Source organism: Saccharospirillum sp. HFRX-2 (assembly GCF_043196805.1).
Lineage (GTDB): Bacteria > Pseudomonadota > Gammaproteobacteria > Pseudomonadales > Natronospirillaceae > Saccharospirillum.
The window spans coordinates 674922-699874 of record NZ_JBEBMU010000001.1; the positions used below are offsets into that span (position 1 = coordinate 674922).

Annotated in this window: 26 protein-coding genes and 1 tRNA gene; 12 read left to right on the forward strand and 15 right to left on the reverse strand. The window is 56.1% G+C overall.

Annotated features, from left to right (window positions below):
* Positions 1-120: 120 nt before the first annotated feature.
* From ettA to ABMA60_RS03345, 7 genes are all read left to right on the forward strand, one after another.
* Positions 121-1803, forward strand: a complete 1683-nt coding sequence (gene ettA / locus ABMA60_RS03315) for an energy-dependent translational throttle protein EttA (protein ID WP_392798668.1) — start codon at positions 121-123, stop codon at positions 1801-1803.
* 17 nt (positions 1804-1820) lie between these two features.
* A complete protein-coding gene (locus ABMA60_RS03320) occupies positions 1821-3737 on the forward strand; it encodes a putative bifunctional diguanylate cyclase/phosphodiesterase (protein ID WP_392800403.1) in 1917 nt (638 codons plus the stop codon).
* 65 nt (positions 3738-3802) lie between these two features.
* Positions 3803-3887: transfer RNA gene (locus ABMA60_RS03325), tRNA-Leu, on the forward strand.
* 232 nt (positions 3888-4119) lie between these two features.
* The gene (locus ABMA60_RS03330; RefSeq protein WP_392798671.1) at positions 4120-4347 is read left to right on the forward strand and encodes a DUF2798 domain-containing protein; all 228 of its coding nucleotides are present in this window, start codon (positions 4120-4122) and stop codon (positions 4345-4347) included.
* Between the two features lie 87 nt (positions 4348-4434).
* Positions 4435-5511, forward strand: a complete 1077-nt coding sequence (locus ABMA60_RS03335; protein ID WP_392798674.1) for a carbohydrate kinase — start codon at positions 4435-4437, stop codon at positions 5509-5511.
* Complete coding sequence (locus ABMA60_RS03340; RefSeq protein ID WP_392798677.1) at positions 5508-6422, forward strand: pseudouridine-5'-phosphate glycosidase; 915 nt, start codon at positions 5508-5510, stop codon at positions 6420-6422. Before ABMA60_RS03335 ends, ABMA60_RS03340 begins: the two co-directional genes overlap by 4 nt.
* A 64-nt stretch (positions 6423-6486) precedes the next feature.
* A complete protein-coding gene (locus tag ABMA60_RS03345; protein WP_392798680.1) occupies positions 6487-7041 on the forward strand; it encodes a hypothetical protein in 555 nt (184 codons plus the stop codon).
* A gap of 69 nt (positions 7042-7110) precedes the next feature.
* Here the strand turns inward: ABMA60_RS03345 and ABMA60_RS03350 are convergent, their stop codons facing one another.
* From ABMA60_RS03350 to ABMA60_RS03395, 10 genes are all read right to left on the reverse strand, one after another.
* Positions 7111-7701 carry an outer membrane beta-barrel protein gene (locus ABMA60_RS03350; RefSeq protein WP_392798683.1) on the reverse strand — a complete coding sequence of 197 codons (591 nt, stop codon included), beginning with the start codon at positions 7699-7701 and terminating at the stop codon, positions 7111-7113.
* 525 nt (positions 7702-8226) lie between these two features.
* Positions 8227-8793 (reverse strand): outer membrane beta-barrel protein, encoded by a 567-nt coding sequence (locus ABMA60_RS03355; protein ID WP_392798687.1) that lies wholly within the window; start codon positions 8791-8793, stop codon positions 8227-8229.
* 139 nt (positions 8794-8932) lie between these two features.
* The gene (locus tag ABMA60_RS03360) at positions 8933-9595 is read right to left on the reverse strand and encodes an anthranilate synthase component II (protein WP_392798690.1); all 663 of its coding nucleotides are present in this window, start codon (positions 9593-9595) and stop codon (positions 8933-8935) included.
* Complete coding sequence (locus ABMA60_RS03365; protein WP_392798693.1) at positions 9592-10983, reverse strand: anthranilate synthase component I family protein; 1392 nt, start codon at positions 10981-10983, stop codon at positions 9592-9594. The genes ABMA60_RS03360 and ABMA60_RS03365 overlap by 4 nt, the downstream gene beginning before the upstream one ends.
* 18 nt (positions 10984-11001) lie before the next feature.
* A complete protein-coding gene (locus ABMA60_RS03370) occupies positions 11002-11250 on the reverse strand; it encodes a Trp family transcriptional regulator (protein WP_392798695.1) in 249 nt (82 codons plus the stop codon).
* A gap of 57 nt (positions 11251-11307) precedes the next feature.
* A complete protein-coding gene (locus ABMA60_RS03375; RefSeq protein ID WP_392798698.1) occupies positions 11308-11757 on the reverse strand; it encodes a GtrA family protein in 450 nt (149 codons plus the stop codon).
* Positions 11758-11906: 149 nt separating this feature from the next.
* Positions 11907-12113, reverse strand: coding sequence for a hypothetical protein (locus ABMA60_RS03380; RefSeq protein WP_392798701.1), 207 nt, complete (start codon positions 12111-12113; stop codon positions 11907-11909).
* A gap of 54 nt (positions 12114-12167) precedes the next feature.
* On the reverse strand, positions 12168-12656 hold the full coding sequence (locus ABMA60_RS03385; protein WP_392798703.1) for a hypothetical protein: 489 nt from the start codon (positions 12654-12656) through the stop codon (positions 12168-12170).
* Between the two features lie 23 nt (positions 12657-12679).
* On the reverse strand, positions 12680-14212 hold the full coding sequence (locus ABMA60_RS03390; protein WP_392798706.1) for an SLC13 family permease: 1533 nt from the start codon (positions 14210-14212) through the stop codon (positions 12680-12682).
* 102 nt (positions 14213-14314) lie between these two features.
* A complete protein-coding gene (locus tag ABMA60_RS03395; RefSeq protein WP_392798709.1) occupies positions 14315-14971 on the reverse strand; it encodes a LuxR C-terminal-related transcriptional regulator in 657 nt (218 codons plus the stop codon).
* A gap of 755 nt (positions 14972-15726) precedes the next feature.
* Here ABMA60_RS03395 and ABMA60_RS03400 point away from each other — a divergent pair.
* Together ABMA60_RS03400 and ABMA60_RS03405 are read left to right on the forward strand one after the other, a co-directional pair.
* A complete protein-coding gene (locus tag ABMA60_RS03400; RefSeq protein WP_392798711.1) occupies positions 15727-16533 on the forward strand; it encodes a MipA/OmpV family protein in 807 nt (268 codons plus the stop codon).
* Positions 16534-16634: 101 nt separating this feature from the next.
* Complete coding sequence (locus ABMA60_RS03405) at positions 16635-17174, forward strand: hypothetical protein (RefSeq protein WP_392798714.1); 540 nt, start codon at positions 16635-16637, stop codon at positions 17172-17174.
* A gap of 12 nt (positions 17175-17186) precedes the next feature.
* On the opposite strand, the gene pepQ is transcribed toward ABMA60_RS03405, so the two are convergent.
* The 5 genes from pepQ to ABMA60_RS03430 are packed head-to-tail and all read right to left on the reverse strand — an operon-like array spanning position 17187 to position 22004.
* Positions 17187-18476 carry a Xaa-Pro dipeptidase gene (pepQ, locus tag ABMA60_RS03410; protein WP_392798716.1) on the reverse strand — a complete coding sequence of 430 codons (1290 nt, stop codon included), beginning with the start codon at positions 18474-18476 and terminating at the stop codon, positions 17187-17189.
* 18 nt (positions 18477-18494) lie between these two features.
* The gene (locus ABMA60_RS03415) at positions 18495-19217 is read right to left on the reverse strand and encodes an ABC transporter ATP-binding protein (protein ID WP_392798719.1); all 723 of its coding nucleotides are present in this window, start codon (positions 19215-19217) and stop codon (positions 18495-18497) included.
* Entirely contained in the window at positions 19214-20050 is an 837-nt protein-coding gene (locus ABMA60_RS03420) for an ABC transporter ATP-binding protein (RefSeq protein ID WP_392798722.1), read from the reverse strand. The genes ABMA60_RS03415 and ABMA60_RS03420 overlap by 4 nt, the downstream gene beginning before the upstream one ends.
* Complete coding sequence (gene nikC / locus ABMA60_RS03425; RefSeq protein WP_392798725.1) at positions 20050-20952, reverse strand: nickel transporter permease; 903 nt, start codon at positions 20950-20952, stop codon at positions 20050-20052. Before nikC ends, ABMA60_RS03420 begins: the two co-directional genes overlap by 1 nt.
* A complete protein-coding gene (locus ABMA60_RS03430) occupies positions 20949-22004 on the reverse strand; it encodes an ABC transporter permease (RefSeq protein ID WP_392798727.1) in 1056 nt (351 codons plus the stop codon). The genes nikC and ABMA60_RS03430 overlap by 4 nt, the downstream gene beginning before the upstream one ends.
* A 192-nt stretch (positions 22005-22196) precedes the next feature.
* On the opposite strand from ABMA60_RS03430, the gene ABMA60_RS03435 reads away from it, so the two are divergent.
* The 3 genes from ABMA60_RS03435 to ABMA60_RS03445 all read left to right on the forward strand — a co-directional run bounded on the left by ABMA60_RS03435 (position 22197) and on the right by ABMA60_RS03445 (position 24953).
* Complete coding sequence (locus ABMA60_RS03435) at positions 22197-22808, forward strand: helix-turn-helix domain-containing protein (protein WP_392798730.1); 612 nt, start codon at positions 22197-22199, stop codon at positions 22806-22808.
* A gap of 29 nt (positions 22809-22837) precedes the next feature.
* The gene (locus ABMA60_RS03440; protein WP_392798733.1) at positions 22838-24427 is read left to right on the forward strand and encodes an ABC transporter substrate-binding protein; all 1590 of its coding nucleotides are present in this window, start codon (positions 22838-22840) and stop codon (positions 24425-24427) included.
* 76 nt (positions 24428-24503) lie between these two features.
* Positions 24504-24953: a GAF domain-containing protein gene (locus ABMA60_RS03445; RefSeq protein WP_392798736.1), complete on the forward strand. Its 450-nt coding sequence runs from the start codon at positions 24504-24506 to the stop codon at positions 24951-24953.

The window sequence follows — 24953 nt, forward strand, 5'->3', positions numbered from 1 at the left end:
TTAAGGTTACAAAAAATTTATTAGCACTTTATGGGTGGCCTGTCAAAGAAAAGGTTACTGTGGTACTAATGCGACATTGGCTGACAATCTCTATTTCATAACGTCGACAGGGGCATATTTGTGTCTAAAGGTAACAAAACGGGAGCAACAGGTTCTTACGTATTTACCATGAACCGCGTGGGCAAGGTTGTCCCACCCAAAACTGAAATTCTCAAGGACATCTCGCTGTCCTTTTTCCCGGGCGCCAAGATTGGCGTTCTGGGTCTGAACGGCGCCGGTAAATCGACGCTGTTGCGCATTATGGCCGGGGTCGATAAAGACTACATCGGCGAAGCCCGGCCGCAGCCGGATCTGAACATCGGTTACCTGCCGCAGGAACCAGAACTGGACGACAGCAAAACCGTGCGCGAAAGCGTCGAAGAAGCGCTGTCGCATCTGTCGGAAGCCCAGGCCAAGCTGGAGCAAATCTACGCCGCTTATGCGGAGCCGGATGCCGACTTCGACAAGCTCGCCGCTGAGCAGCAGGAACTGGAAAACCTGCTCGCGGCCGCCGACGGCCACAACCTGGAAAACCGTCTCGAGCAGGCCGCCGATGCACTGCGTCTGCCGCCCTGGGATGCCAAGGTTGAACATCTATCCGGGGGTGAACGTCGTCGCGTCGCGCTGTGTCGTTTGTTGTTGTCGAACCCCGACATGCTGTTGCTCGACGAACCGACCAACCACTTGGACGCCGAATCCGTCGCCTGGCTCGAACGCTTCCTGCACGAATTCTCCGGCACCGTAGTGGCCATTACCCACGATCGCTACTTCCTCGATAACGTCGCCGGCTGGATTCTGGAACTCGACCGCGGCCACGGCATTCCGTTCGAAGGCAACTACAGCAACTGGCTGGAACAGAAAGAAAAACGTTTGGAAATGGAAGCCAAACAGCAGCAGTCGCACGAAAAAGCCATCAAGGCAGAATTGGAATGGGTGCGCCAGAATGCCAAAGGGCGTCAGGCAAAATCCAAGGCGCGTTTGCGTCAGTTCGATGAAATGAATTCGCGCGAATTCCAGGAACGCAACGAGACCAACGAAATCTACATTCCACCGGGTCCGCGTCTGGGCGATGTGGTGATTCAGGCCGAAGACGTATCCAAGTCATTCAACGGCACTTTGCTGTATGAGAATTTGACCTTCGCCGTACCGCCGGGCGCTATCGTCGGCATTATCGGTGGTAACGGTGCGGGTAAGTCGACGCTGTTTAAAATGATTGCCGGTATGGAACAGCCGGACGCCGGTTCCATTAAAGTCGGTGAAACAGTCGATCTCGCCTACGTCGGTCAGATGCGTGAACTGGATGGTTCCAAAACTGTCTGGGAAGAAGTCTCTGACGGTCAGGATATTCTCAGCGTTAACGGCTATGAAATTCCCTCGCGTGCTTATATTGGTCGCTTTAATTTCAAAGGCTCGTCGCAGCAGAAATACGTTAAACAACTGTCCGGTGGTGAACGCAATCGTCTGAACCTGGCCAAGCTTTTGAAAGAAGGCGGCAACGTGCTGATGCTCGACGAACCGACCAACGATCTCGATGTCGAAACGCTGCGTGCTTTGGAAGAAGCCTTGCTGGCCTTCCCCGGTGCGGCCATGGTGATTTCGCACGATCGCTGGTTCCTGGATCGGGTGGCGACACACATCCTGGCGTTCGAAGGCGATTCAAAAGCGGTTTTCTTCGAAGGCAACTTCACCGAATACGATGCGGATTATCGCAAGCGGACTGGCAATGAAGGTCCCAAGCGCATCAAATACAAACGCATTCAGTAACGGGGAAGTGCGTGCTGATGAAGTCCGAAGGTAAGGCCGCTCGAGATCAGCGTCGCGCTTTGATGCTGCCCATGAAAAAACTCAGTCTGTTGTCCTTTGTTACCGGTTTGGCGGTAGCGCTGGGGCTGTGGTTTTTTACCTTGCAACAGCTTGCGGTGGCAACGGTGGCCGGTGTTTTTGTATTGCTGTTGGCGATTGCCGCCGCCATGCAAGCCTGGACTCTGCTGCGTGCGCCGGCCACGGCTGTTGCCACCGACCCGCCTTCATCTTTGTCATTGCAAAGCTTTGAACGGCTGCCTTATCCGGCCTGGTTAAAAGATCGCTCTGGTCAGTATCTGGCCGCCAACGCCGCCTTTCGCGCCCAGTGGAGTCATGGCGCCGATCCGACCGGACGCAGCGATGCCGAAGTACTGCACCGCGACCTGGTTGAGGTGTTTGAAGACAGCGATGCTGCCGTCTGGGCCAATCGTCAGGTGCAGTTAAACGAACTGAAGATGGAAGCACCCAACCAGGGTGCGCATTGGTTTCGTCTGGAGTGGCATCCCTGGCTGGATGCCGAGGGTGAAACGGTAGCGGTGCTCGGCGTTGCCTTTGATATCACGCCTTACAAAATAGCCGATGCGCAATTGCGCGCCGACCAGTGGCTCGATCCGTTGACCGGCTTTGCCAACCAGCCGGGTTTGCGCAGCTTTATGGAACGCTTGGATGACGAAGAGGCGACCAACCTCTGGTGCCTGCACATCGACATCGATCACTTCAAAGTACTGAACGATTCCATGGGCGGTGAAGCCGGCGATCAATTACTGCGACAACTGGGTGCGCGCTTATCGGAACAAAGTGATCAGGGTGATTTCCTGGCGCGTGTGGCTGCCGATGAATTTGTCGTCTTCTGGCAGGGGCCACATGAAGATGATCAGGGTGAAGATAACCGCGAGCAACGTCTTAACGATTTGCACGTCCAACTGACGCAACCCTTTAACCTTGGTGGCGCCAGCTATTCCTTTACTGTCTCGATCGGTGCGGCGCGTTCGCCACGCCATGGTGACAGCGCGGGCGAGTTGCATCGCAACGCCGGTGTGGCTTTGTTTAATGCCAAAAAACTCGGTCGCAATCAGGTGCACTGGTATCACGCTGGTTATGAGGATCAGGCGCAGCGTCGGTTGAATAAAGCGCAGACGTTAACGCGCGCCTTGCAACAACACGATATGGAGATCCACCTGCAACCGCGCATCGATTGCCGCACCGGTGAGATTCAGGCGTTGGAAAGTCTGGTGCGATTGCAAAACGAAGGTGGCGATTTGATTTATCCCGGCCACTTTATCGACCTGGCTGAACACAACGGTTCCATTCGTGAGCTCGATCGCTGGGTGCTGGAGCAGACCTTAATGCTGCTCGCTCGGCAACTGGGCGAGGGTGCTCAACCGGTGACGCTGGGCGTTAATTTCAGCGTGCAAAGCGTGAACCGCGATACGCTGCATTATTTGCGCGCCTGGCACGAACGCCACCCGGAAGTGCTGCGTTATCTGGAAGTGGAAATCACCGAACATCAATTGCCCGACCAAAACGCCGACTTCCGTGAATTGCTGGAAGCTTTCTGTGAGTTAGGCATTACTCTGGCGCTGGATGATTTTGGCACCGGCTACGCCAATCTATCACGACTGCCCGATTTGCCGTTCCAGGTGGTCAAACTCGACCGCACCTTTATTCACGATTTGCCGGAATCGGATAAACAAATGGCCGTGGTACGCGCTGTGGTCGATCTGTGTCAGTCCTTGTCGATACAGGTGGTGGCCGAGGGCGTGGAAACTGAAGCCGAACTCAATGCGGTCGCCGGCCTGGGCTGTCATCTGATTCAGGGCTTTGTTTATGCCCGGCCACGCCCGCTCAGTGAAGCCATTGAATGGTTTGAGCAGCGGCGGTTGTCGCGGCAGTAGGGCTTTTGTCGATCGGCAGTTGCCCCAGCGACGTGAAATCATTAATATCGCCCGCCCTACCCCATGCGGACGTGGTGGAATTGGTAGACACGCCAGATTTAGGTTCTGGTGCCGCAAGGTGTGAGAGTTCGAGTCTCTCCGTCCGCACCATCGCACGATAATACCGTTCCATACTTGATCTCCGTCTTTGGCGGGCTAGAATAGCCGCGCCGAAAAAGATCTGGCCGGTTAGGTAATCCCGGCCCCTGCGTTGGCAGGTCTGCATCGATTCGTCGAGCCCACGGCATCAACCTGAACTGGTTTCGGGTCTGGTGTTGTTGTGGGATCGAACCCTCCTAGAACGGCAATTCCAGTCCGAAATCGCTTTGAACTGGAGATTGCTATGCACCCTGAACTGAAAATCGGACTGCTCATTTCTGCCCTGATGTCTTTCGTTATGGCAGGTTTTTTCTCGGGCTTTTTCTCTTGGCTGGCGCTGGGAACGAACTTGATTTGGCTGCAAGCCTGGGGGCGGAGCTTTTTGCTGGCCTGGCCGATGGCCTTTGTGCTCGCCTTTATGCTTGGTCGAGTGATTCCGCCCTGGGTGACTCGCCTGGTCTTAAAGCGCTGATCGGATCTGTCGGGCGGATGGCTTGCTTAGCCGGAGAGTCTCCGGCATTATAACAAAAGTTTAATTATAAACATTTGTTAAGTCGCCATGAATCCAACCGAGCAGCAGCTTCTCGACGCCATCCGCCAAAACCCACTTGCCAGCCAACAGGCCTTGGCCACTCAGTTGGGTATCAGCCGGGAATCGGTGGCCGGGCATATCATGCGTTTGACCCGTCAGGGTCGCATTCTGGGCAAGGGCTATTTGCTGCCGGACGACAAGCGTTTTGTCGTGCTCGGTGGCGCCAATGTCGATCTGACCGGTCAATCGAGCGCGGCCTTCCTGCCGGCCGATTCCAACCCCGGTTCGCTGCGCCAGAGCGCAGGCGGCGTGGGTCGCAACATTGCTGAGAACCTGGCCCGGCTCGGGCACAAGGTCAGTTTGATCAGTCTGGTCGGCCGTGACCCGGGTGGCGATTGGCTGAGTGAGCGTATTCGTCTGGCGGGCATCAGCATCGATGGCGTGCTGCGTGATCCGGAATTGCCGACCAGTACCTACCTGGCTATGAACGATGCCAACGGTCAGTTGATCGGTGCGATTGCCGATATGGGCATTATCGATGCGCTGACGCCGCAACGCTTAGCACCGCTGCAGTCGCGACTGGTTGCTGCCGATACGCTGGTGGTCGAAGCCAATCTGTCGGCCGAGACGCTGGCCTGGATCGGCACCTTGCCGCTGCGCGGTCGGCTCTATGCCGATGCGGTTTCTGCTACCAAAGCGCCGCGGTTAAGACCTTTGCTGCCGAAGTTGGCGGCCTTGAAGGTGAACCGCTCTGAGGCCGCAGCCATCCTTGATGAGACCGGCCTGGATGATCAGCAATTGCTGACGCGCCTGCATGAAGCCGGTGTCGAGCAGTTGGTGCTGAGTCTGGGCCGTGATGGGGTGTTGCTATCGCGCGCCGGTGACCAGCATCAGCAAGCGCCGTATCGCGTCGACATTCACAGCGATACCGGGGCCGGCGATGCGCTCTTTGCCGGCATTCTGCACGCCGCTTCGAAAGGTGGTGATCTGGCCGAGCAAGCCGCCTTTGGTCTTGCCTGCGCCGGCCTCACGCTGGAAACCGACGGCGCCAATCATCCCGACTTAACCGAAACTTCTGTCCAACAATGGATCGCAAACCGATGAATTCTTACCTCGATATCAGCCCTGAAGTCGCCGCTGCGCTGGCCGATGGAAAACCGGTCGTGGCGCTGGAAAGCACCATTATTTCGCACGGCATGCCTTGGCCGCAGAACTACGAAACCGCCTGCCAGGTGGAGCAAATTATTCGCGATGCCGGCGCTGTGCCGGCAACCATCGCCATTCTTGATGGCCGCTTAAAAGCCGGCCTGTCGGACGCCGAAATTCAGGTGCTGGCGAAGGCCGGTCAGGATGTCGCCAAATGTTCGCGCCGTGATCTGCCGTATGTAATCGCTCGCCGCCAGCACGGCGCTACTACCGTTGCTGCGACCATGATCATCGCCGATCTCGCCGGTATTCGCGTGTTCGCCACTGGCGGTATTGGTGGCGTTCATCGTGGTGCTCAGCAGAGCTTCGATATTTCCGCCGACTTGCAGGAACTGGCGCATACCTCGGTGGCAGTAATTTGCGCGGGTGCGAAATCGATTCTGGATCTGGCATTAACGCGTGAATATCTGGAAACCCAGGGCGTACCCGTGCTTGGTTACCAGACCGAAACACTGCCGGCCTTCTACACCCGTGACAGCGACGAGACGGTCGACTATCGACTCGACAGCGAAGCCGAAATTGCCGACTTCCTGGCCGCCAAATGGGCGCTGGGCCTGGACGGTGGTGTGGTCATTGCCAATCCCATTCCGGCTGAGTTTGCCATGGATAAGGCGGCCATCGATGCCGCCATTGAACAGGCATTGAGCGAAGCCCAGGAACAGGGTATTGCCGGTAAAGCCTCGACGCCCTTCCTGCTGGCGCGCGTTGCCGAATTGACGGGCGGTGACAGTTTGGCCAGCAATATCCAGCTGGTGTTCAACAACGCCCGTCTGGCGGCTGGTATTGCCAGCCAACTCGCCAGCCGATAGAACTTTCGTCTTTGCTGCCACTCCCTATACTGAGTTGACCGAATTCGGATAGGGAGAGGGCGCAATGACAAAACGTTGGATGGGATCGAGCTTGATCAGCCTGCTGCTGGCTGGTTGCGCCAGTCTGGGCTCAGGCCCGGTCAGCGAACCCAGTATCACCATGCCGCTGTTTCCCGGCTGGTTCGATGACCGCAAGGTCTATTACATCACCACCGATGCGTCGCCGGTGGCAGCGGCCATCGACAAGAACGCCAATTTCGCACCACGACTTAACGATGCCTTGCCACCTCGTCCGAAACCGCCGGAATTAAAGACGGTCATCGAACGTATCTACGGTTTTCCCGAAGGCGACCAGCCAGCCATTCTCCCCTCGTCACCCGATCCCATTGGCGCCACCAGTGTTAACCGACCTTACAGTCCTATCTGGCAAATCTATGAAGTGCGCTGGCTGGATGTTTCTAAGCGTCGGGAGTTGACGTCTGAATCAGCCTTATTTGATGCCGAAGCCAATAGCTGGGTCAGTATCACGGCAACGGACATGGTGGTGAATTGTGCGGTGGTGGCCGATGCCGAAGGGAATCATTTACCGGGCAGTGTGATTCAGGGTTTATCGAATTGATGGTGTGATTTTTTTCTTACTGACGATAAAAAACGGGAGCCAAATGGCTCCCGTTTTTGGTGCTACCGATTAAAGTTTCAGTTCAACTTTCAGCCCCAGAGAATTGGTGGCGTAAGTGGTATCACTGTCGTCGTCATCTTCGGTTTCAGCCATGGTATAGACCGCACCCATTTGCAGGTGCTTGTTGAACTCATAGCCGGCACCCACAAGGATGCCTTTGCCGCTTGACTCAATGTCGAAGCTGTTATCTTCGACGTTAAATCCCGCCATACCTGCGGTTACTTCAAAATAAGGCGAACCCGCGGTCGAGCTGGTGTAGTGGGTGTAGCCCAAACCGATCAGCGTAGTCTGTGCATCTTCAAACTCAATGTTGGCATCTTCAGTTTCATAGTCGAAACCAGAAGAGCGTGCGTGCACGTACAGAGCATTGCGGTCATTTAACATAAAGCCCGCTTTCAGAGAGCGCAGCAGGCCGGAAGTGGCGTCAGTTTCAACCTCACCCAGCGAGGAATCAGAGGTTAAATTGTTAGCGCCGATACCAGCACCGGCCGACAGATAAAGTGGCGTACGATCTGCCAGCGCGACACCGCTGGTGCCGAGAACGACCGTTGCGACACCGGCGATACAAAATTTCTTAGTCATTGTCTGAGTCATGATCATTATCCCTTTTCAAGTCTCAATCACTTCAACATGAAGCGATCATGGGACGAGACGCTACAGCTCGAATCGGGAGGTACTCAGTGAAACAGTTCACAACAAGTCTGAATTGGATGCGGGATGTGATGGGGTCGGCGGTAAAGGTTGCTGACATTACGGGGAATAGAACGAGCGTCGACAATTTCTTTACTCGTTTATTTACAACGCATTAGTGTGTTTTAGTTAGATAAAGAACCTCCGGAATAAAATGCTGGCTCCCAGCATAGGCAGCTGGCTAGTGCGATGAATATATTAATATTTATCAGAAACCCTTCCTTGCTGCTAAGACTTATCAGTCTATAAGAGTCTAGGTTCTTGAGGGCTTGCTGTGTTTCGTGACATTAGATTAAGCCCTAATGCATCTTATCCGGGGCCGCGTGCGTGGTTGTCGGTTGGAAATTCTGGATAATTATAGCCAAGGGCTTTACACCATAAAATTATACAGAAGGCATAGTAAAGGCTGGAATTAGCCAGCCTTTATATCTAGAACTATAGTTTTAATTCAACTTTTGCCGCAATGGTTGAAGTGCCATACTCTTGCTCTGAACTAGCAGAATCATTCTCAGTAGTGGTTGTTCTGAATGTTGCGCCAAACTGTACGTTTTGATTGAGCTCGTATCCTGCTCCAATCAAAAAACCAATTCCTGAAGAATCTACGTCAGTATTATTGTCGTTAATAGTGAAGGATGAAAAGCCTGTTGTCATTTCAACGTATGCTGATCCAACTGTAGGTTTTAAATAGTAGGTATAACCAAGGCCAAGCAGCATGCTCGTATTGTCCTCATAGACCAAGGACTCACCTTTAGCATTCATATCGAAACTAGAGGACTGGCCATGGAAGTAAAGAGCATGTTGTTGGTTAATAATGCCGCCAATTTTCAGAGAACGTACAAAACCGGCGTCAGAGTCTGTTTCGAAATCATCACTAGGCGTATAGATTGTTAAGCTGTTTGCACCGAAACCCGCACCAGCGGCAAGTAGAAAAGGATTTCGCTCTGCAAAAGCATAATTGCTTGCAAATAATGCCAGTGCTGACATCAGAAAGATTTTTCGCATGGGAGGATTCTTCCATAAAGACACAATTCGGGATGAATTGACTGCGCGCCGGAAGGTACAAAAAAAATCAAGTGCCAACAATCATTATTGGCACTGAGGTGTCGTATCTGTCCGCTTTTATGAGATTAATGAGTGAGGGCTAGTCTGCCAAAATAAAGTTCTCGAGCATCTCCTTGCCACCTTCCGTCGCAAACGACTCCGGATGAAACTGGATGCCATGAATGGGATAGTCCCGGTGTTGCACGCCCATCAGTTCGAAATCACCGGCGCTTTGCAACGCCTTGCGATCGTCAAACTGATCTGCGCTTAAGTCACCGACCGCTGCGGTCACCCTCAGGCATTCCGGTAAGGTTGCGGCATCGGCGATTAAAGAGTGATAGCGCATCACTTCCAGCTTATCCGGGACATTGGCAAAAACGGAATCACCGCCATGAGTGACCGGGCTGATTTTGCCGTGCATCGGCAGCGGCGCCAGCACGACCTTGCCACCAAAGCAATGCACGATACCTTGCATACCTAAGCACACACCCAGCAATGGAATGGTCGGGCCCAGTTCAGTGATGACTGAGGCGCAAACACCGAAATAGCTTGCGTCATCCGGTGAGCCGGGTCCGGGCGAAATAATAATGCGATCCGGATTCAGATCGCGCACTTCGGCCAGGCTGATTTCATCGTTGCGCTTCACCAACACCTGAAAATCTTCCAGGCGGTTATGGCGCTTGGCGGTGGAGAGAATTTCGCCGATATACTGATAGAGGTTGTAGGTGAAGGAGTCATAATTATCGATGATTAAAACCTTCATTCGAGCTCTCCTTCCATAAAGGGCGCCAACGCCATGCGGGTGCCGGCAAACTTACGGCGAATTTCTTCGTATTCATCTTCAGCGTTGCTGTCGTACACATTGCCACCGCAGGTTTGCACATAGGCACGGTTGCCATTGGCGAAGACGGTGCGGATGGGAATGGCGAAGGTGCAGTCACCGTTAAAGGAGAAATGACCGACGCCGCCGCCATAAGGACCACGACCATCGGTCTCCAGGCCGTCGATAATTTTCATCGCCTCAATTTTCGGCGCGCCGGTCAGGGTGCCGGCTGGAAAGTTACTCGCCAGAGCACTGAACATATCTTCGTCTTCATCGATGATGCCGACGATCTCGCTGGATATATGCTGCACATGACTGAAGCGTTTGATGTCCATCAGCGAACGCACTTTAACGGTGCCAAAGCGCGCTACCCGACCGATGTCGTTGCGATGCAAATCGACAATCATATTGTGCTCGGCGATTTCCTTAGGATCGTTCAACAAGGCACGGGCGTATTGGGTGTCTTCCTGTTCATTTTTGCCGCGTTTGGTGGTGCCGGCCAGCGGGAAGGTTTCCATCTCACCCTGACGCAAACGGAATAGCAGTTCCGGGCTGGCGCCGATCAATTTCTGGTCGCCGAATTTGACGTAGTACATCTGCGGTGACGGATTAACTTCGCGCAGTTGCTCATAGATGTTGATGGTGTCGCCGTCGATTTTCAGGCGTTTTTTAAAGCCGACTTCACACTGAAAAATTTTGCCGTTGATGATGTCGTTTTTTACTTTGGCGACGGCCTGGGCATGTTCGGCCTGGCTCATGGTGTCGCCTGAAAATTCGATACGCAGTGGGCCGTTGCCTTCATAGTCGGTATCGATCAAAGCATCGAGAAAATCCACCCGGCTGTCGCCGTAATGAAAGTAAATAATCTCGCCGGTCATTTTGTCGAGAATCAACCCGTCTTTGTACAAACCGAAACGGAAGGTGTCGAAATCGTCGTTATGCTTCAGTTGCAGGGTCGGTTCAAAATACTGCATCGCATCGTAACCGAGGTAACCGGTCAGGCCACCGGCGTATCGCCGCGAGATAATATTCTGCGGCATGATTTCGCGCAGTAATTGATAGGGATTGTCGCTGTCGTAATCGCTGCGCTGGCCGTCGCGGTCTTCGATGCTCAGCGTTCTGCCGTTGGCGTAGAGGCTGTATTCAGGATCGAAACCAATGATCGAGTAACGTGAAATATGGCTGTCTTCGCCGAGCGATTCGAGCATAAAGCAGGTGTCGAAACGCTTTTCTATTTTCTTGAACAGTTCAAAAAAATCGCAGTCGTCGGCGAGCTTGATGTACTGCGGTTTGCGCGGCAACACAAAGGGCTGAGGGCGCTCGGACATGGTGAATACTTCCTGAAGTCAGTGGTTGTCGTCGTGCAGGGCGCGGGCGCCGCGTGACACTGTGGCAATGCCGACACCCAGGGTTTCGGCGATTTTGCGTTGCGGAACACCGGCGCGCAGCATCTTGAAGATTTGCAGACGCTTGGTGATCTCGGTGTATTCGGCCGGTGTCAGCAGGCTTTCCAGGGCGGCGTCCAGGCTTGGGGCGTCGTCGATGGCGAGCAGGTAGTCGAGCAACTCGGCTTTGTAATCGGACTGTGTACTCATGTACTAGTACGGTATTGATTTTGGCCGAGGAGTCAAGCCTTGATTGTGTTAGGCGGGTTATTCGCTGTGGCGCCGAAAGATCAGTTTGTTGGACAGGCTGTAATTGAAGCTCATCCCGGCGATGCCACCGAGCCAGACACCCAGCAGCGGCAGCCAGAAATCCCAGACTGGTGCCAGCGCCAACTGGTGACCGACCAATAAAGTCAGGCTGAAGACGCCATAGTTGATCAGACCGCCGGTGGAATGAACGCCGTAATAATGCGCCAGCTCGACCGACAGCCGATGCACACGCTGGTGGTTATGGAAGGTGAATTGCCGGTTCAGAAAGTAACCGGTGGTCATGGCCGTCAGATAGGAACAGACGCGCGAGATAAAGACGTTCCAACCCAGGCCTTCATGCAACGCATAGAGACCACCGGCATCGATGACCGAGATAAGACTGGCAACCAGGGCATAGCGAGTGAGGGTGACGGCGTGGTGCGTGGAGTGCCGTAAACGGTTCAGCATGACGGTCGAAGGCAAGACAACAAAGTCTGCACTCTACCGGTAAGGGTCGAGGCTGACCAGTATCGGGCGAGCACTGTGGCGATAAAAATCAGCGGCGATAAAAAGCCCCGGCCGTTTGCACCGCCGGGGCTGGTTCGGACGTCACGATGTCAGTCCGCTGCGGTCTGGTTTTGTGCCAATTTCATCAGCACTTCACGCAGGTCGTTGCGAATCGACTCGTGCTGGCGACCGATGGCGTTTAGTTCGTCGTGAATTTGCTCGAACTCAGCTTCGCGCCGTTCGGCCATCACCATCGTCTTGATCTCTTTGACCACAGACAGGATGGCGTCGGTTTGAGCATTGCTTTGTTGAGTCATGGTTTCCTCCATTAGTTTGCATTTACGGATGTCCGATCCCGGTGCGTTCTGGCATCAGGATTTGGGACGCTTGGACGCGCTACGCTGGCGACTCGGTGTTGCTCGTTCGCTGTCGCCTTCGCTCGCGCTGTCATTGGCTTGGATGGCGGTACTGCTGGCATTGGCAGCGTTGCTGCTGGCACTGGCACCATCGGGTGCGACTACCGCCACACCGACCGGACCGGCCGCTGCCGCGCCATAAGGGCCGACCGCTACGGCCACGGTGTCGGAGGCGGCCGCGGCATAGTCGCCACTGACGCTGACCGAAACCGCACTGGTCTGGGCCACGCCATCGCCGACCGCCGAACTGGCCGCACTGGCCGAGGCCGGGCCATCGCCCTGTTCGGCTTCGGCGGTGACCGCCGAAGTTGCCACGGCGTGCTCAGCGCGATCGACCACCGGCTCACCTTTGGCCTTGGCCTGTTGGCTGTCTTCGGCTTCGTTGTGGTCGTTGCCGGTATCGGTATTGCTGTTTGTGTTGGTGCTGCTGTTGCCGGTACTCATGGTTCACCTCCTCAGGTTCAGGCTTAGAAAGCCGCCACCGGCACCAGCTGCATCAGCAGCGTTACGCCGGTCACGATGACCAGAATTCCGGACAGATCGACCAGAAAACCGGTTTTGATCATGCGCCACACCGGCACCTGGCCTGAGCCAAACACGATGACGTTGGCCGAGGTGGAGATGGGCAACATAAAGCCGTAGATGGCGGAAAAGGTTGCGATCAGCGCCACCATTAACGGATCACCACCGCCGGCTTCGGCGACCGGTGGCAGCGTCGGCACCAGCACGGTAATGCTGACCAGGTTGGTGCTGATTTCGGAAAACAGGATGGCCGTGGCCGAGGCGATGAAACTCACCGCTAAAGGACCAACGTTGCCGACGTGTGACGCCAGAGCATTACCGAACACCTCTGCCAGGCCGGTCTGGGTCATCAGGTTGCCCAGTGCCAGGGCGGAACCGACCAACAGAATCGGTCCCCAATCCATGGCGCTGACATCGCGCCAGCGCAGCGTGAAACCCTTGTCGCGACTGACCGGCATCAGAAACAGACTGCAGGCGACGAGAATGGCCACCACAGGAGCCGGCAGGCGCTGGGCCAAAAACAGATGCGGCGCCGAGCCGTGTCCAAAGATCACCGCGACGATCGCCGGCAACAACCACAGGAAGACCGCCAGCCCAAAGGCAATGGCGGTGTTGATTTCGCCCTGGCTCATGCGGCCGAGCTTGTTACGATGCGCCGCCAGATGTTGCTGGGCATTGGGCAGGCGACCGATTTCCGGGCGATTCATCAGGATCACCAGCGTCACCAGCAGCACGAAAAGCACGGCAACAATAGGCAGCGCCAGTGACATCCAGGTGCCCACCGAAATCAGCAAGCCAAATTCGCTGAGGATAAATTCGCGACCGACCAGGTTGGAGGCATCGCCAAAGGGCGTCATCAGTGCGCCGACGGTGGCGCCGTAAGCGGTGATCAACATCAGCGCCGTGGCAAAGCGCAGCGGCCGATGGTCGGGCAAATCCGGACAGCGTTTATAGATGTCGGGTGACAACGCCTGCACCAGACCGATGGCAATGGGCACCAGCATGGAAGCGACCGCGCCGTTATCGATAACGCCGGACAGCAGGGCGGCGAGCAACCCGAAGGCGGCGATGATGCGCGTGGTCGACTGGCCAATGCCGGGCAGTGATAACACCCCCAACGCCAGCCGCTGCCCGAGACCGTATTTGACCATCGACAGGGTGATCAGAAAGCCGCCGATCAACAGAAACAGCGTCGGCGACGAGAAGGCACCAAAGACCGTTCGTGCCGGGGCGACGTTCAACACCACCGTCAGCGTCAGACCGAGAATGGAGGTCACCGGAATCGGAATCGGCTGGGTGATCCAGTAGGTGATGGTCATCAGGATGATCGCCAGCAACGCCTGCTGCGGCCAACTGAGTGACAGTGGCAGCAGCAGGGTGATCAGTAACAACGTAGGCCCGAGCAACAGGCCGATGACGCGGCTGCGGCTAAAGGGTTGCTGCTTGGGACGGCTGGCTTTGGCTTGGCTGAGAGACATAACGCCTCCTGCGCTGGAATGTGGCTTCACCCTAGGCAGGCGGCATTCGGACGACCATGGGTCGAACAGCCAGACTTTCGGACAAGTCGCCCGAGCTCTGGTTCAGGGCTTAAGCAGGCCACTTTGAATCGCACGAAAAACCGCTGCCGGAGCATTGGCGACGCCGAGTTTGGCGAACAGATTCTGGCGGTGGTTTTTCACTGTGGAAGGACTCAGATGCAGCACCCGGCCGACTTCGCTGTTGGACAGACCCTGGGCAATCCAATACAGCACCTCGTACTCGACTTCCGACAAGCGCGGCGGCGCCGAAGGTTCCGGCTCGGCCATGATGGTGTTGCCGTCTTCCAAGAAGGCCTGCAGGCTGGCTTGGGCTTCGGGTGACAAACACACCTCGCCTGCGGCGGCGCTGCGAATCGCCTCGACAATGCGCTCCGGTGACGACTGGGCCGTGATGTAACCGGCAACACCGGCAGTCAGGGCTCTGTACACCAGATCGCCGCGTGGCTGGCTGGTCATCAACAGCACGCGCACGGCCAGGCCGCGTACCTTGACGGCATCGATCAAACGCCAGGCATCGCCGTCAGCTGTGGTCAGTTCAATCACCGCCACATCCACCTCAAGCTGCCGCAACAGCCGCACCGTACCTCGCGGCTGTGCGCGTTCGGCCACCAGGCAGAGCCCGGCCGTGGCGTTGATCAGCGCCGCCAGGCCGTAACGCAGCAGCGGATGGTGGTGCACCACCAAGACACGAGTATCCACGCTAAAGCGCCGTTCCCCTTTGGGTCAGAGTTGCATCGTTAGTAACAGCAGAACTGCCAATGACGGCGCCTAAGACGCCCAAAGGGTGGGGAAAGTGCGTGGTCAGAGGTTACCGCTCGGGATACATTGGCCAGGAACATCGCATGCTACCGTTGGTTTAGGGGGCCTCTGAACAACTCTCCCAGGGCTCTGCGCGAGCTAAAACGTTCTGCCACAAGGCGTACTTCGCAGCGCAATGGCCGTAGCCCTTGTCAAGAAGTGCAACGCCGGGGCAGGACGTTTTAGCCGCGCCCTTCGGGGCTTTCCGAGGAACGTTGCCACTGCGTTAAACTCATTTGAAAGGCCTAGGCATTCCTACATGAGTTCGCCTTGTGGCAACATCCCTCGGATAAGCCAGAGCCCGGGGGAGTTATTCAGAGGCCCCCTAGGTAAATTGGCCCAGAGAAACCTGAGGTAGAAGAATGACCACGCCGCGTCGAAAACGACGCCAGAGCGTTCGGACCATCCTTGAACCGGGTGCGCAAGACAGAGCGTATGCATCCTTCCAATCCGTACAAAAAATAGGCGGTTGCTGAGCGCTTAGCGTTCAGTCTGCCCAACATTGTGATTCAGGTCACAAACAACCTCCGAATAACGGCCTCAGCTGGACCCTCGGCCAGGACAGTGGCTGTGCCTCAATGTCACATAACTTTGATATAGTCCGCCGGATTGGGTGAACCGGGCTCGCCCTTAGTCGTTCAGGAGAGAGCAAAACATTGAATAGATGGTGGTGTTTGTGGGTGGTTATGGTCGGCAGCGTTCAGGGCGCAGACCTGTCGGTGGGGCTCGGTGTGGCGGTATTGCCGCCGGTTAGCGACGACGATTGGCAAGTGTTTCCGGCGCCTTCGTTCCGCTATGAGGCTAATGGTTATTCGGTGGCGAGCCAGGGGCCGGGCATTGGTGCAGATCTGGTGCCCAGTCCCTTGCTGAGTATGGGGCCGCTGGTGCGTTACAGCGGCGGTCGCGACGAAAATGATCTGCCCGACATTCCCGCCTCGGCAGAAATCGGGCTGTCTGCCAGTACCGGCCTGCCCTGGAAAGTCATCGGCGTGCCTTTGCCGGGTATTGCGACGGTTGGTAGCGAAGTGGTGACTACCTGGCCAGGCGGGCATGAATCGCCCTACGGCAAGTTCAGCCTCGGCTGGGTGTGGCCGGCCACCGACAAGCTGACGCTGATCAGCAGCGCCAGCGCCAGCTATTTCAGCGATAGCTACGCCGACCGTTTCTTCTCCCTTAACAGCAGTGAAGCCAGTCGCGCCGGTGTCGAACCCTATGATGCCGACGCCGGCTGGCAGGATCTCGGCCTCACTCTGGTTACCGCCTATCGCTTTAAGCCGCGTTGGTCGGCGGTGACGGTGCTCAGTCACAGTCACTACATCGGTGATGCGGCTGACAGCTCAGTGACCGAGCGGCTGGATGATCGCGACCGCCAGGCGCTGGTGTTCAGCATCAGCTATCAATGGTTGGGTGATGGCCGTCGGTCACGGACTCGTCCCAGCGATGCCGCAGAAGCCGCAGACTGATCGACGTACCCGGCTGATTGAATGCTCACAGCTCGGTCTCTTGAAACTGGCATGCCTCTTGAAATGACCACTGACCGTGGATCAGTCACAGAGGCGTTGCCATGAATATTTCCGGTTCTTTATCGCAATGGGCGGAACAATTTATCCAGACGGTGGAAACCCGGCGGCTAGAAGCTGCCGGTGACATCGAACCGATTGAACGCACCCCTGAACAGGCGGCTGCCGAACAAGCCATGTTATCCGGCGCTGCCTCGAAGAATCACCTGGCGCGTTTGGTATTTGGCGGCGGCCAGATGGAACAGTGGAGCGCCAAGGGGTTGGAACTGGCTCCTGGCACCATGGATGCCGCCTACAACGCGATCAGCAAAGCCATGGCCGAACACGAAGCCAACGGCACCCAACCCTCCGAAGCCTTGTTCAATGCCTATCAACTGGTGGCCGACAATCAGGAAGTGCCGGACTGGTTCAATCAAGAGAAAGCCGACGCTTTGGCGAACATGACCGATGATGAGATTCGCGAAGCCTTTGAAAACGGCGAGCTGTATTTCCTGCGTGAAAAAGGCCCCAGCAACAACAGTGCTATTGAGGCCTACAAAGCCATGAGCAGAGCGCCGAGCCTGATCGATCAGCTGTTCGGTTAACCGTTTTTGCGGTTAATAACCAAAGGCTTCGCGGGTCAGGTTACGCTGACCTTCAGCGGTGACCACCAGATTGTCTTCAATACGAATGCCGCCGAAGGCTTTGAGCTGTTCAATGCGCTCGACATCCAAACCATGCTGCGGCTGGTTGCGCATCAGTTGGTCCAGCAGCATGGGAATAAAGTACAAACCCGGCTCGATGGTGGTCACCATGCCGGTCTCGAACGTTCGGGTCAGCCGCAGCGCCGGTGAGTCCTCATCGCGCTTAATAGTACCCGCCATATCCTGTTGATGGCCGCCCACATCGTGAACCTGCAAACCCAGTAAGTGCCCCAGACCGTGCGGATAAAAAGCCTGCGGTATGCGTTTGGCCAACTGTTCGTCTACCGACAGTGAGCAGAGTTTATGCTGGTGTAACACCTCAGCCACGCCCGCCAATGCCTGTTGATGCAATTCCGGCATGGTCACGCCCGGCTTCACCGCTTGGCACAGACGCTGTTGCAAGGGCTCCATGCTGTTCAGTATCTCAGCAAACAAACCCGCTTCGGCACAGTAAGTACGAGTGATGTCGCTGGCATAACCATTGACCTTGGCGCCGGCATCGATCAGTAAGGTGCGGTGTTGCGATGGCGCGGCAAAGCGACGACGTTCGTAGTGCAAGGTTGCCGCGGCTTCATTCAGTGCGACGATGCCACTGTAAGGCTCTTGGATTTCCAACTGTTCGCTGGCGCCCAAAAAGGCACGGTAGATCTGTGCCTCAGAGCCACCTTCAGCAAAGGCCAGCTGAGCCGCCAGATGACCTTTAACGCCTTTGCGGCTGGCCGCAGCCAGGCAATCGATTTCGAAAGCGGTCTTATAAGCGCGGCAATAACTCAGCTCCGCTTTCAGTCCCGCCGGGTCGACTTCAACCTGACTGGCATCGGCGTGTTGCGGTCCGATCCAGGCGATGCGTCCGGCCAGTTTGGGCAGCCAGTCGGCGACTGGAGTGGCGGCTTCGATATTCCACAAAGCGGTCCAATCGCCGCTGGGTTCTTGTGGCGTCAGATGCCAGAAGTCGGCGCGGGCCGGCCACAACAGTCGCGGTTTTTCGCCGGGACGAAAGATGACGAAGGTGTCCGGATCGAGGTCGTAAGGCAACCATTGTTGCGCGAAAGCACGCGGCGTATAGGGAAAGGTGCGATCGTCTTCGGCGATGGTCAGCAACGGACCGGCGCTGATCACCACGGCATCGTGACCGGAACGTTCCAGAGCGGTTTGGTAACGCTCAATCAGCGTTTGCAGATGTGCTTGATAGTGCGATGTCATGCAATTATCTCTCTTTAATCAGTGGCTTTTCGACAGCAGTTCCTGGCCGTATTCGCTGTCGAGTTGGCGATTTTTCAGTTGGCTAACGGCGGCGACTTCGACCAATTCGCCATGGCGCAGCACACCCAAGCGGTCGCATAAAAAGGACACCACCGGCAGGTCATGAGTGACCAGAAAATAGGTCAGCTGCCGTTCTGCGCGCAGCGTCTTCAACAGGTTCAGCACTTCAGCCTGCACCGATACATCGAGCGCCGAGGTCGGTTCGTCGAGCAGCAGAATTTTCGGATCGAGCATCAGCGCCCGGGCAATGGCGACACGCTGACGTTGCCCGCCCGACAACTGGTGCGGCAGCCGGAAGCGAAATTTCTGCGCCAGGCCGACGTCATCGAGCGCTTTTAAAACACGTTCGCTGTGGTTGCCAATGCCGTGAATTGCCAAGGGTTCCGACAAAATAGTGTCGACGCTTTTGCGCGGATGCAGCGACCCATAAGGATCCTGAAACACCATCTGACACAGCCGTACCTGAGCGGCATTGGGTGTCTTGCTCAGCGCTTGCTGATTCAACTGAATCTGTCCGCGCCAATGTTTTTCCTGGCCGGAAATGGCTTTAAGAATGGTCGATTTTCCCGAGCCGCTTTCACCGACTAAGGCAAAACTTTCGCCCTTGGCGATGTCCAGGCTGACCGACTTCACCACCTCGGTATCGCCGTAGGAAACGCTGAGATTATTCAGTTCGATCATTGGCTGTAAGCCTCCAGATCGGCGCGATTCAATACCGGCAAACGATCGCGGTTTTCATCCAGAGTTGGCATCGACGCCAGCAAACCCTGGGTGTACGGATGTTGCGCCAGATGCAATTCGTTGGCGGCGCAGGTTTCGACAATGCGACCGTTAAACATCACCAAAATGCGGTCGCAATAACGCGCCACCAAGTTGAGATCGTGGCTGATAAAAATCAGTCCCATACCGTTGCGATTTACCAGATCATCGAGAATATCGAGCACCTGGGCTTGCACTGAAACATCCAGAGCAGACGTTGGTTCGTCGGCAATAATTAAGTCGGGTTCCAGTATCACCATCATGGCAATCATCACCCGCTGGCCCATGCCGCCGGAGACCTCATGCGGATAAAGCCGATAGACCCGCTCCGGGTCGTGAATGCGTACCGACTCCAGCGCCTGCAACACTTTTTGTTTGCGTTCGCGGCGCGATACTTTGCTGTGTACGGCCATCACTTCAGCCATCTGTTCGCCGATGCGCATCACCGGATTGAGCGAATATTTTGGGTCCTGCATTACCATCGACAGACGCGCGCCGCGCAAACGGCGCATGGCGCGATCGCTCAGCGTGGTCAGTTCTTCGCCGTTAAAACGCAGCGCGTCGGCACTGACTTTCCCCGGTGCGCGAATCAGTCGTAACAGCGCCCGGCCGGTCATGGATTTGCCCGAACCGCTTTCACCGACGATGCCCAGGCGTTCACGATTCAGCTCAAAACTGATGCCTTTGACGACCTCGACCGGGCCTTGCTCCGAAGGAAAGCTGACACGCAGATTGTTGACTTCTAAAAGAGGCATCAGTGGCTCCTGTTGCGCGGATCGAGTACATCACGCAGCCCATCGCCGAACAGGCAAAAGCCCAGACTGACGATGAGGATGGCGAAGCCCGGCATGGTGGCAACCCACCATTGATCGAGAATGAAATTGCGACCGCTGGAGATCATCGCGCCCCATTCCGGCAGCGGCGGTTGCGCGCCCAGACCGAGAAAACCGAGGCCGGCGGCGGTGAGAATAATGCCGGCCATATCCAGGGTGACGCGCACAATGGTCGACGACATACACAGCGGCATAACGTGGCGGAAAATAATGCGCAGATGACCGGCGCCCTGCATACGAATAGCGCTGATAAATTCTGCCTGCCGGAAGGTCAGTGTTTCGGCGCGGGCGATACGCGCATAAACCGGCCAGGCAGTAATGGCAATGGCGATAACGGCGTTCTCTATACCTGGTCCTAAAGCGGCGACAAAGGCCAAGGCCAAAATCAATCGTGGCATTGACAGAAAAATATCGGTGATGCCCATCAAAATACGATCAATCCAGCCACCGAAATAACCAGCGACGGTGCCAATTAACAAACCGATGGGCGCGGAAATAACCGCCACCAACAGCACAATAAAGAGCGTGATGCGCGAGCCATAAATAATGCGCGACAAAATATCGCGACCGAGTTCGTCGGTGCCCATCCAGTGTGCCGCCGAGGGCGGTTGCAGACGCGCGCCCAGGTCGCTGGCGATGGGCGAGTAGGGCGCAATCAGCGGCGCCAAAGCCGCTACTAACAGCAGCGCGATAATGATCAATAAACCGATCAACGCCAGCGGATTGCGCATCAGATTGCGCAGCGTGCGATAGCCTTGACCGAGGCTCGCCTGCCAACGGGTTTCTGGGCTGTCGTCCAACAGCCAGCTTTTCGACAACATCATGAGCGGGCCCTCGGATCGAGCAAACGGTAGAGCAAATCAGAAATTTTATTGACGCCGATAAAGACCGCGCCGATTACCAGAGTGGCACCGAGCACCGAATTCATATCGGCGTTGAGTAAGGCATTGGTGAGGAAATTACCGATGCCTGGCCAGGAGAACACCGTTTCAATCATCACCGAACCTTCCAGCAACTGTGCGAAAGACAAACCGATAACCGTCACCAGTTGCACCCGTATCGGTCGGAAGGCGTGACGCCAGATCACCAGATATTCCGGCACACCTTTAACCCGAGCGGTGGTGACAAATTCCTGGCTGAGTTGTTCGAGCATAAAAGAGCGCGTCATGCGCGCTATGTACGCCAGGCTGAAAAACCCCAAAATAGTCGCCGGCAAAATGATGTGTGAAAAAGCGCTGCGCCAGACCATCCAGTCGCCAGCCAGCAGACTGTCGATTAACAGCAAGCCGGTGCGAGTGGGCACCATCCCTTCCAGATAGATATCGATACGTCCGGGTCCACCGACCCAATGCAGATGCGCATAAAACAGCGCCAAGCCAACCAGACCTAACCAGAACGCCGGAATAGCGTAACCGGCCAAACCAATGACGCGGATGATCTGATCGAGCCAGGAACCCTGGCGCGCCGCAGCGATGACACCGGCTGGTACGCCCAGCGCGACGCCGATGATGATGCCGATCAGTGCCATTTCCAGCGTCGCCGGAAACACCCGCGCCAGTTCTTCGGCGACCGGTCTTTGCGAGCTGACCGACACGCCTAAGTCACCGCTGAGCACCGAGCCGACATAGTGGAAGAACTGCACGATCAACGGATCGTCCAGTCCCATTTCCAGACGGGCAGCGTCATAGACGGCCTGAGGCGCACGGTCGCCGACCACGGCCAAAACCGGATCGATAGGCACGACCCGGCCGATTAGAAAGGTAATCGCCAGAAGCCCGAGAAAGGTCGCGGCGACCGTTGCCAGCACGCCGGCAATCGACAGCGACCAGCGCCGCAGCGAGGGTAAGCGGGTCCGCCAAAGGGCTCCCTGATCCATGGTAAAAGCGCCTTTTACTCTATAAAAATGTTTTTTGACTAAACTAAAAAATTTTTATAGTGTCAAACTGGTTTTAATAAAAGTGTCAAACTGGTTTTAATAAAAGTGTCAAATTGGTTTTACATTAAAGAGTGTCAAACAGGGTTCATGACGAACACTGTTAAACGGCGATTAATAGAAGAAGGATGACTCATGGTCTTGCCCGACGCCCAACCAGACAGCGAGAAAAAACTACTCAGTGGCAGCCGCATCCGCGACGCTCGTCGCCGTGCCAATCTGACCCTGCAGCAGCTGAGTGACCTGGCCGGCATCTCGGTGGGTTTTTTGAGTCTGGTGGAACGCGACAAAGCCACCCCTTCGCTCGGCACCCTGGCGCAATTGGCCGGAGCGCTGGAAGTGTCCATCGAATACTTTATCGCCACGCCCAAGGTGACCGACAGCTATACCCGCGCCAACGAACGCAGTCGTTTCGCCGTGGCCGATTCATCACTGCAATACGAAAAACTGTCTACCGACCTGCCCGGCGGCACTTTGACGTCACTGATCATCCATATCCCGGCCGGTTACGCCTCAGAGCTGACCAGTCACCCGGGTGAAGAAATGATTGTCGTGCTCGAAGGTGAAGTGCAGCAGGTGTTGGGCGAAGGCAGCTTTGCCATGCAAGTTGGCGACTCGCTGCACTTTATGGGCGATGTCCCGCACAGCTTCGCCAACACCGGCGACAGCGGCGCACGAATCCTCTGGACTGGCACCACCCCTCGGTTACGAGGACCAAAACAAACCCCGCTCAAACGCGAGTCATAACTCTAAAAGAAAGTTGGGAGTCAATAACCATGAACAGAGTCATCCACACGACCTTGGCCGCTGCCTTAGCGCTGCTGCCGGTCACACAACTGCACGCTGCGACACCGGACAACACCTTGGTGGTGGCGCAAAATATCGACGACATCGTTAGCATCGACCCGGCGCAAGCCTACGAGTTTTCCTCCGGTGAATACGTCGCCAACAGCTACGACCAGTTGGTGCAGTACGATGCGACCAACACCACCGAACTGGCGCCGGGCCTGGCGACTGACTGGGACATCGATGCCGACAACAAAACCATCACCTTCACCCTGCGTGATGGTGTGAGCTTCCACTCCGGCAACCCGCTGCGCGCTGAAGACGTGGTCTATTCCTTTACCCGTGTGGTCAAGCTGAACAAGGCACCGGCCTTTATTCTGACTCAGCTGGGTTGGACGGCGGATAACGTCGAGCAAATGGTGGTCGCCGATGGCGATCAGGTGGTGGTGCAGTACGACGGTGATTTTGCGCCTTCATTTGTGATGAACGTTCTGGCGGCACGTCCGGCGGCTATCGTCGATGCGGTAGAAGTCAGCTCGCACGAAGTCGATGGTGACATGGGCAACGGCTGGTTGAACCGTAACTCAGCCGGTACTGGTCCTTTTAAACTGCGCACCTATCGCCCGGCAGAATTGCTGATCATGGATGCCAATGCGGACTACTTTGGCGGCGCGCCGGCAATGGACAGCGTCATCATCCGTCACGTTGCAGAAGCCGCGACTCAGCGTCTGTTGCTCGAAGCCGGTGATGTCGATATGGCGATGAACCTGACGCCGGATCAGATTGCCGGCATGGCCGACAACGACGAAATCAACACCGAAACCTACCCTCAGGCAGCGGTGCATTTCCTGTCGTTCAACCAGAAAGACGAGGCGCTGACCTCGGAAACTCTCTGGGAAGCAGCGCGTTACCTGGTCGATTATAAAGGTATGGTCGATTCGTTCCTGAACGGCCAGATGCAGGTGCATCAGGCGTTCTGGCCGGCCGGTTTCCCGGGTGCGGTAGAAGACACTCCGTACAGCTACGACCCCGACCGTGCGCGTCAGATTCTCGAAGACGCCGGTGTTGAACTGCCGATGACCGTGACGCTGGATGTGATCAACTCGGCGCCCTTCACCGATATGGCTCAGGCGCTGCAAGCGACCTTTGCGCCCGTCGGTATCAACTTCGACATCATCCCCGGCACCGGTGCTCAGGTGATTACCAAGTACCGCGCCCGTACCCACGAAGCCATGTTGCTCTACTGGGGTCCGGACTTTATGGACCCGCATTCCAACGCCAAGGCGTTCTCTTACAACGCCGACAACTCGGACGACCACTACCAGAGCACCACCACCTGGCGTAATGCCTGGCAGCCGTCGGATGAGCTGAACGAAGAAACCATGGCAGCGTTGACCGAACAGGATTCAGACAAGCGTCTGGATATGTATCGTCATCTGCAAGTTGAAGTGCAGCAGCATTCGCCGATCATCATCATGTTCCAGGCGACCAAGCAGGTGGCTATGTCGGAGCGCGTCAGTGGCTTCGTCAACGGCGCAATTTCAGATTACGTTTACTACCGCTTGGTCGAAAAAGACTGAGCAAGCGGCAACACCAGAAGGCGCTTCGGCGCCTTCATTTTTTTGTATCAGTGATATTTGTACAGGAAACAACACAGTGCACAGTGAAACCTTGTATGCGCAGTTCCACCAGCAGGCCGACCAGGCCATCGGTGTCAAACTCTTTACCGTCATGGTGGTGGATAACGAAGCCGGTTTGTCGCGCCGGGCCTATACCTCTCACCCCGAAGAATATCCAACGTCCGGCTCCAAACCTTTGCGTAAGGACGACCGTTGGAGCCAGCAGGTGTTGGTCGAGCAGCAGTGCTTTATCGCCAACAGCACCGCCGGTTTTGCCGATGTTTTTCCGGACCACGCGTTAATTAATGAGCTGGGTTGTGAGTCGGTGATCAACGTGGCCATCGTCGATGGTGGCGAGGTGATCGGCACGGTGAATTGCTTGGACGTGGCCGATCATTTCGATGAAGCGCGAGTGGCTACGCTGCTGAAGCTGATCGACGCGCAACGCGCCGACCTGATTGCCGCCATTCGTTCTGCCAGCTTTTAA

Coding starts and splice junctions, on each gene's coding strand:
- ABMA60_RS03320 (WP_392800403.1), top strand. CDS start 1,821: ATGAAGTCCGAAGGTAAGGCCGCTCGAGATCAGCGTCGCGCTTTGATG.
- ABMA60_RS03330 (WP_392798671.1), top strand. CDS start 4,120: ATGCACCCTGAACTGAAAATCGGACTGCTCATTTCTGCCCTGATGTCT.
- ABMA60_RS03335 (WP_392798674.1), top strand. CDS start 4,435: ATGAATCCAACCGAGCAGCAGCTTCTCGACGCCATCCGCCAAAACCCA.
- ABMA60_RS03340 (WP_392798677.1), top strand. CDS start 5,508: ATGAATTCTTACCTCGATATCAGCCCTGAAGTCGCCGCTGCGCTGGCC.
- ABMA60_RS03345 (WP_392798680.1), top strand. CDS start 6,487: ATGACAAAACGTTGGATGGGATCGAGCTTGATCAGCCTGCTGCTGGCT.
- ABMA60_RS03350 (WP_392798683.1), bottom strand. CDS start 7,701: ATGATCATGACTCAGACAATGACTAAGAAATTTTGTATCGCCGGTGTC.
- ABMA60_RS03355 (WP_392798687.1), bottom strand. CDS start 8,793: ATGCGAAAAATCTTTCTGATGTCAGCACTGGCATTATTTGCAAGCAAT.
- ABMA60_RS03360 (WP_392798690.1), bottom strand. CDS start 9,595: ATGAAGGTTTTAATCATCGATAATTATGACTCCTTCACCTACAACCTC.
- ABMA60_RS03365 (WP_392798693.1), bottom strand. CDS start 10,983: ATGTCCGAGCGCCCTCAGCCCTTTGTGTTGCCGCGCAAACCGCAGTAC.
- ABMA60_RS03370 (WP_392798695.1), bottom strand. CDS start 11,250: ATGAGTACACAGTCCGATTACAAAGCCGAGTTGCTCGACTACCTGCTC.
- ABMA60_RS03375 (WP_392798698.1), bottom strand. CDS start 11,757: ATGCTGAACCGTTTACGGCACTCCACGCACCACGCCGTCACCCTCACT.
- ABMA60_RS03380 (WP_392798701.1), bottom strand. CDS start 12,113: ATGACTCAACAAAGCAATGCTCAAACCGACGCCATCCTGTCTGTGGTC.
- ABMA60_RS03385 (WP_392798703.1), bottom strand. CDS start 12,656: ATGAGTACCGGCAACAGCAGCACCAACACAAACAGCAATACCGATACC.
- ABMA60_RS03390 (WP_392798706.1), bottom strand. CDS start 14,212: ATGTCTCTCAGCCAAGCCAAAGCCAGCCGTCCCAAGCAGCAACCCTTT.
- ABMA60_RS03405 (WP_392798714.1), top strand. CDS start 16,635: ATGAATATTTCCGGTTCTTTATCGCAATGGGCGGAACAATTTATCCAG.
- pepQ (WP_392798716.1), bottom strand. CDS start 18,476: ATGACATCGCACTATCAAGCACATCTGCAAACGCTGATTGAGCGTTAC.
- ABMA60_RS03415 (WP_392798719.1), bottom strand. CDS start 19,217: ATGATCGAACTGAATAATCTCAGCGTTTCCTACGGCGATACCGAGGTG.
- ABMA60_RS03420 (WP_392798722.1), bottom strand. CDS start 20,050: ATGCCTCTTTTAGAAGTCAACAATCTGCGTGTCAGCTTTCCTTCGGAG.
- nikC (WP_392798725.1), bottom strand. CDS start 20,952: ATGATGTTGTCGAAAAGCTGGCTGTTGGACGACAGCCCAGAAACCCGT.
- ABMA60_RS03430 (WP_392798727.1), bottom strand. CDS start 22,004: ATGGATCAGGGAGCCCTTTGGCGGACCCGCTTACCCTCGCTGCGGCGC.
- ABMA60_RS03435 (WP_392798730.1), top strand. CDS start 22,197: ATGGTCTTGCCCGACGCCCAACCAGACAGCGAGAAAAAACTACTCAGT.
- ABMA60_RS03440 (WP_392798733.1), top strand. CDS start 22,838: ATGAACAGAGTCATCCACACGACCTTGGCCGCTGCCTTAGCGCTGCTG.